At 70.8% G+C, this 6,252-nt stretch carries 6 protein-coding genes; 3 read left to right on the top strand and 3 right to left on the bottom strand.

Annotated features, from left to right (window positions below; genetic code table 11):
* Both AC6LJ9_RS18150 and lpdA read left to right on the top strand, forming a co-directional pair.
* Positions 1–764 (top strand): 2-oxo acid dehydrogenase subunit E2 (locus AC6LJ9_RS18150; RefSeq protein WP_498148644.1); only part of this gene is annotated, 764 nt, incomplete at its 5' end.
* A gap of 8 nt (positions 765–772) precedes the next feature.
* Positions 773–2,170, top strand: coding sequence for a dihydrolipoyl dehydrogenase (lpdA, locus tag AC6LJ9_RS18145; RefSeq protein WP_498148643.1), 1,398 nt, complete (start codon positions 773–775; stop codon positions 2,168–2,170).
* Between the two features lie 144 nt (positions 2,171–2,314).
* On the opposite strand, the gene AC6LJ9_RS18140 is transcribed toward lpdA, so the two are convergent.
* Positions 2,315–3,148 (bottom strand): aldo/keto reductase, encoded by an 834-nt coding sequence (locus AC6LJ9_RS18140; RefSeq protein ID WP_498148642.1) that lies wholly within the window; start codon positions 3,146–3,148, stop codon positions 2,315–2,317.
* A 103-nt stretch (positions 3,149–3,251) separates the two neighbouring features.
* Between AC6LJ9_RS18140 and AC6LJ9_RS18135 the strand changes: the two genes are divergently transcribed.
* On the top strand, positions 3,252–4,133 hold the full coding sequence (locus AC6LJ9_RS18135) for a LysR family transcriptional regulator (RefSeq protein WP_212319312.1): 882 nt from the start codon (positions 3,252–3,254) through the stop codon (positions 4,131–4,133).
* Positions 4,134–4,187: 54 nt separating this feature from the next.
* Here the strand turns inward: AC6LJ9_RS18135 and AC6LJ9_RS18130 are convergent, their stop codons facing one another.
* Together AC6LJ9_RS18130 and AC6LJ9_RS18125 are read right to left on the bottom strand one after the other, a co-directional pair.
* The gene (locus tag AC6LJ9_RS18130) at positions 4,188–5,114 is read right to left on the bottom strand and encodes a PLP-dependent cysteine synthase family protein (protein ID WP_498148641.1); all 927 of its coding nucleotides are present in this window, start codon (positions 5,112–5,114) and stop codon (positions 4,188–4,190) included.
* A 75-nt stretch (positions 5,115–5,189) separates the two neighbouring features.
* Positions 5,190–6,197, bottom strand: a complete 1,008-nt coding sequence (locus tag AC6LJ9_RS18125; protein WP_498148640.1) for an aldo/keto reductase — start codon at positions 6,195–6,197, stop codon at positions 5,190–5,192.
* Positions 6,198–6,252: the final 55 nt, after the last annotated feature.

Here is a 6,252-nt window from a genome sequence, read left to right as displayed (position 1 = left end):
GCCGCATCCTGCGCCGCGACGTGGAAGCGGCGCGCAACGCCACGCCGGCCGCCGGCCAGCCGCAAGCCGCCGCGCCGCGCGCCGCCGGCCGCCGCGTGCCGCACAGCGGCATGCGCCGCGCCATCGCCCGCCGCCTGAGCGAAAGCAAGCAGACCGTGCCGCACTTCTACCTGACGGTGGACTGCCGCATGGACGCGCTGCTGGCGCTGCGCGCGCAGGCCAACCAGGCCGGCACCATCAAGCTGTCGGTCAATGACTTCATCGTGCGCGCCGCCGCCCAGGCGCTGCGCGACGTGCCGGAAGTCAACGCCAGCTGGCAGGACGACGCCATCGAGTACCACGCCGGCGCCGACATCTCGGTGGCCGTGGCCACCGAGGGCGGGCTGGTGACGCCCATCGTGCGCGACGCCGACGACAAATCGCTGTCCGCCATCGCCGCCGAGATCGTCGAGCTGGCCGGCCGCGCCAAGGTCAACCGCCTGAAGCCCGAGGAATTCACCGGCGGCTCGCTCACGGTGAGCAACCTGGGCATGTACGGCATCAAGCAGTTCGCCGCCATCATCAATCCGCCGCAGGCCGCCATCCTGGCCGTGGGCGCGGCCGAGCGCCGCCCCGTGGTCGGCCCGAACGGCGAGCTGGAAGCCGCCACCGTCATGACGGTGACGCTGTCGGCCGACCACCGCGTGGTCGACGGCGCCGTCGGCGCGCAGTGGCTGGCCGCGTTCCGCGCCCGCATCGAAAACCCCGTCCGCATCCTGCTGTGAGCCACGCCATGACCAAGACGAGTTTCGATGTGGTGGTGGTGGGCGGCGGCCCCGGCGGCTACGTGGCCGCCATCCGCGCCGCTCAGCTGGGCTTGTCGGCCGCGCTGGTCGAGCGCGCCGAGCTGGGCGGCATCTGCCTGAACTGGGGCTGCATTCCGACCAAGGCGCTGCTGCACAGCGCCACCGTGCTGCGCGCCTGCCGCGAGGCCGCGCACTACGGCGTGGCCGGCGCCGACGCCGCGCGCCCGGACCTGCCCGCCATGGTGGCGCGTTCGCGCAAGGTGGCCGGCCGCCTGGGCCAGGGCGTGGCGCACCTGATGAAGAAGAACGGCGTGACGGTGATCCAGGCCAGCGCCCGGCTCGCCGGCGCGGGCAAGCTGGCGCTGGACAACGGCAGCACCCTGTCGGCGCGCCACATCATCCTGGCCACCGGCGCGCGCGCCCGCGAGCTGCCGGCGCTGCCGCTAGGCGAGCGCATCTGGGCCTATCGCCAGGCGCTGGTGCCCGAGGCCGCGCCCAGGTCGCTGCTGGTGGTGGGCGCCGGCGCCATCGGCGCGGAGTTCGCCAGCTTCTATCGCGCGATCGGCGTCGAGGTCACGTTGATCGACATGACCGCCGAGATCCTGCCGCAGGAAGACGCCGAGATCTCGCAGCTTGCGCGCAAGGCCTTCGAGAAACAAGGCATCCGCGTGCTGACGCAGTGCGCCGTCACGGCTTCCCGCCCCACCGCCACCGGCGTGCAGGTCACGCTGGAACAGCAAGGCAAGCGCAGCGAGCTGGAAGTCGAACGCGTCATCGTCGCGGCCGGCATCGTCGGCAACGTCGAGAACCTGGGCCTGGAAGGCACGCGCGTCAAGGTGGAAAAGAGCCACATCGTCACCGACGGCCTGTGCCGCACCGGCGAGCCGGGCGTCTACGCCATCGGCGACGTGGCCGGCGCGCCCTGGCTGGCGCACAAGGCCAGCCACGAGGGCGTGCTGTGCGTGGAAGCCATTGCCGGCAAGCCGGCGCACGCCATCGACCCGCTGCGCATTCCCGCCTGCACCTACTCGCACCCGCAAGTGGCCAGCATCGGCATGACCGAGGCGCGCGCGCGCGAGCATGCCGCCAGGCATGGCGGCGAGATCCGCGTGGGCAAGTTCACCTTCGCCGGCAACGGCAAGGCCATCGCCATGGGCGAGGACCAGGGCCTGGTCAAGACCGTGTTCGATGCGCGCTCCGGCGAGCTGCTGGGCGCGCACATCATCCACCCGGAAGCCTCGGAGCTGATCACCGGCTACGGCGTGGCGACCGCGCTGGAAGCCACCGAGGAAGACCTGATGCACGCCGTCTTCGCGCATCCGACGCTGTCGGAAACGCTGCACGAATCGGTGCTGGCGGCCTTCGGGCGGGCGCTGCACGGCTGAACGCGGCGCAACGCGCAAGATCAACGGGGAATGGCTCGCGCCATTCCCCGTTTGCCTTGCATGTCCCGGCGTTGCGCTCCGGCTTCAAACCCAGGTTTCAAGCCAGGGATTCAAACGCGGACGCGGCCGCCTGATGACACACGATCAATCCCAGTCAGGCGCCAGCCCGTCCGGCGACACCAGCCGGCCGTCCGGCCGCGCCAACGCGGCGATGCGCGCCATGTCGTCGGCGGACAGCGCGAAATCGAACACGCGCGCATTGGCTTCGGCGCGGTCGCGCTGCAAGGTCTTGGTCAGCGTCACCACGTTGTCCTGCTGCACCAGCCAGCGCAACGCGATCTGCGCCGGCGTCTTGCCCAGGCGCGCGGCGATCTCGCCGATCACGGGATCGGTCAGCACCTTGCCGTCGGCCATGCCGAAATAGGCCGTCACCGTCATGCCCAGCGCGGCCGCCTCGGCGCGCACCGCGTCCTGGTCCAGGTAGGGATGGAACTCGATCTGGTTGGTGACCAGCGGCGCGGCGCTCAGGGCGGCGGCCTCGCGCATCAGCTTGATGTTGAAGTTGCTGACGCCGATATGCCGCGCCCAGCCGCAAGACACGGTCTGGTTCAGCGCGTCGATCTGCTCGGCCAGCGGCGCCTTGTCGCCGGGCCAGTGCAGCAGCAGCAGGTCCACGTAATCGGTGCGCAGCCGCGTCAGGCTTTCCTCGACCGAGCGCAGCAGGTCGGGCGTCCGGTAGTGGTCCACCCAGACCTTGGTGGTCAGGAAGATCTGCTCGCGCGGCACGCCGGCCTCGGCCATGCCACGACCCACGTCGGCCTCGTTGCCATAGATCTGCGCGGTGTCGATGTGGCGGTAGCCCAGCTCCAGCGCGGTCCGGGTCATGCGGGCGGTGTCCTCGGCAGGCATGCGGAACACGCCCAGGCCCAGCGCGGGAATCTCGGCGCCGTCGCGGCCCAGGGGTTTGGTGGGGATCATTCGGTTTGCTCCAGCGGGTATCTCAATGGCCGCACATTCTGCGCGCGTGGATCATTGAGAAAAACACCGATAAACTCACAATACTTATGCCCTGGAGTCACGAATGTCCCTGAATTCCGACGCCCTGCGCCTGTTCCTGGCCGTGGTGGACGCGGGCACCATGAGCGCGGCCGCCGAGATGCTGGGCCAGACCGCTTCCGGCGTCAGCCGCGGCCTGTCGCGGCTGGAGGAAGACCTGGGCGTGACCCTGCTGACCCGCACCACGCGGCGCATGGAACTGACCGAGGAAGGCGCGCTGTTCCTGCAGAAGGCGCGCGGCATCGTCGCGTCGCTGGAAGAGGCCGAGGAATGCATGCGCATGGTGCACCAGCAGCCCGCCGGCCGGCTGCGCGTCGACGCCTCGGCGCCGGTCATGCTGCACTGCGTGGTGCCGCATGTGGCCGAGTTCCGCCGCGCCTATCCCGCGATCACGCTGGAGCTGACCAGCAACGACCGCATCGTCGACCTGATGGAACACCGCAGCGACGTGGCGCTGCGCGCCGGCCCGCTGACCGATTCCACGCTGCACGCCCGCCCGCTGCGCCCCGCGCCGCGCTGGCTGCTGGCCAGCCCCGACTACATCGCGCGCCGGGGCGAGCCGAAGGACGTGGACGAGCTGCTGCAACACGAGCTGCTGGGCTTCACGCAGCCGGAAAGCCTGAACGTCTGGCCGCTGCGCCACGCGGGCGGCTCCAGCTTCGCCATCACGCCCACGCTGGCCACCTCCAGCGGCGAGACCCAGTACCAGCTGGCGCTGCGCGGCGTGGGCATCGCCTGCCTGTCCGACTTCATGGTGCGCGACGAGCTGGCCGACGGCCGGCTGGTGAAGGTGATGGAACACGCGTACACCGACTACCTGCAGCCGCTGAACGCGGTGTACTACCGCAACACGCAGCTGTCGCGGCGCATCGCCTGCTTCCTGGATTTCATCGCGGCGCGGATGTAGGCGCGGAGCCGGGCACGAACGCAGGCGCGGATCCAGGCGAGGCTGGCGCGGCGCTCAATATTTCAGGCCCGTATCGCACAACACGGTGGCCACCACCGCATCCGCGCGCAGCCGGCCCGATTGCAGCAGCTTCACCGCCGCGCACACATTGGCGGCGGCGGAATAGCCCACGTACAGCCCTTCGCGCACGGCCAGCTTCCGGCGCCACGCCTCGGCTTCCTCGTCCGTCACGGCCAGGCTCAGGTCCATCAGCGACGCGTCCCAATGCGGCGGCACCGCGCCGTAGCTGGTGCCCTGGATCAGGTGCCGCGCCTTCGAGACCGGCTGGCCGGCCAGCACTTCGCAGCCCAGCGGCTCGACGGCCGCGCACACGGTCGCCGCGCTGGCGGCCTTCATGGCCCGCGCCACGCCCATGAAGGTGCAGCCCGTGCCCACCGCCGCGACCCAGCCATCGGCGGGCCGGCCCAGCTGTTCCAGGATCTCGCGGCCCGTGCCGGCCTCGTGCGCCGCGATGCACTCGACCGCGTTGAACTGGTCCACATAGAATCCGCCGCGCTCGCGCGCCAGCGCGGCGGCCATGTCCGCCGCCGCCTGCACGTCCGCGCCCGTGACCTGGCCGGGCGCGCCATCGACCTGCGGCACCAGGATCACCTCGGCGCCCAATCCTTCCAGCATGCGGGCGCGCGCCGGGCTGTTGCCGGCGGACATGGTGACCAGCAGCGGATGCCCCAGCGCCGCGCAGGCCACGGCCAGTCCCGCGCCCATGTTGCCGCTGGTCATCTCGACCACCGGCATGCCCGGTTTGAGCCGGCCATCCGCGCGCGCCGCCAGCAGGATGGCCTTGGCGGCGCGGTCCTTCACGCTGCCGCCGGGCTGCAGGAACTCGGCCTTGGCGACCAGCCGGCCGGGGCCGGCGTGGATCCGGTCCAACGAGATCAGGGGCGTGTTTCCTATCAAATCCAGCGCGGAGGTCGCGAGCATGTCCGTTCCAAGTGCGTGGCAGGCGCGGCGGGCCTGCTTCCAGGACAGAGATTGTAGGAAACGCCGGCGTCGGCGTCAGTCTCGCGGCGCCGCGCCGTCCACCGCCGCTTCGATCCGCGCCACCGCCGCCGCGTCCAGCCTGGGCAGCAGATCCAGCGCGCCCAGGTTCTCGCGCAGCTGCGCCACGCCGGACGCGCCCAGCAGCACCGTGCTCACGTCCGGATTGCGCAGCGCCCACGCAATCGCCAGCTGCGCGCGCGTGGCCCCCAACTCATCGGCCACGTCTCGCAAACGGCGCGCGGCGGCCTGCATCGCCTCCTGGCGGTCGGCGTAGACGAAGTCCCTGAGCCAGCCGAAACCCTCCGCCGCCAGCCGCGAATCCGCCGGCACGCCCTCGTCATACCGGCCGGCCAGCACGCCCGAGGCCAGCGGCGACCAGGTCGTCAGCCCCAGCCCTCGCCGCTCGACCAGCGGACGGTACTCGCGCTCCACGCGCTCGCGATGGAACAGGCTGTACTGCGGCTGCTCCAGCTGCGGCGGCACCAGGTTGTGGCGTTCGGCGAAGGCGCACAGCGTCTCGATATCGGCCGCCGGCCATTCCGAGGTGCCCCAGTACAAGATCTTGCCCTGCTGCACCAGCGTGTGCATGGTCCAGGCGATTTCCGGGATCGACATGTCCGGATCCGGGCGATGGCACAGGTACAGGTCCAGATAATCCAGCCCGAAGCGCCGCAGCGCCTGCTCGCAGGCCTCGACCAGGTGCTTGCGGCTCAGGCCCTGCTGCGTCGGGCGCGGCCCGCCTCCCGGCGCATGATTGTCGGCGGCGCCGTACAGCGCCTTGCTCGACACGCAATAGCCGTCGCGCGGCCAGCCCAGCGCCTTGATGGCGCGGCCCAGCATGCGCTCGGCCTCGCCGCCGAGATAGACCTCGGCGCTGTCGAAGAAATTGATGCCGTGGTCATAGGCGCAAGCCAGGCAGTCGCGCGCGGCGCGGTCGTCCAGCGTGGTGCCGAACGTGATCCAGCTGCCATAGGACAGCGCGGACAGTTTGAGGGCCGACTGGCCCAGGCGACGGTATTGCATGACGGTCTTCCTGATATCCCGTGGAAAACGTCATGGTGCGGCGCTCGCGGCCATC

It is taken from the genome of Achromobacter sp. 1011811831, assembly GCF_059760905.1.
This window is presented reverse-complemented; position numbering and strand designations above follow the sequence as displayed.

Excerpts from the sequence above, each read along its gene's own strand:
- lpdA (WP_498148643.1), top strand. The coding sequence starts at position 773 with ATGACCAAGACGAGTTTCGATGTGGTGGTGGTGGGCGGCGGCCCCGGC.
- AC6LJ9_RS18140 (WP_498148642.1), bottom strand. The coding sequence starts at position 3,148 with ATGATCCCCACCAAACCCCTGGGCCGCGACGGCGCCGAGATTCCCGCG.
- AC6LJ9_RS18135 (WP_212319312.1), top strand. The coding sequence starts at position 3,252 with ATGTCCCTGAATTCCGACGCCCTGCGCCTGTTCCTGGCCGTGGTGGAC.
- AC6LJ9_RS18125 (WP_498148640.1), bottom strand. The coding sequence starts at position 6,197 with ATGCAATACCGTCGCCTGGGCCAGTCGGCCCTCAAACTGTCCGCGCTG.
- AC6LJ9_RS18130 (WP_498148641.1), bottom strand. The coding sequence starts at position 5,114 with ATGCTCGCGACCTCCGCGCTGGATTTGATAGGAAACACGCCCCTGATC.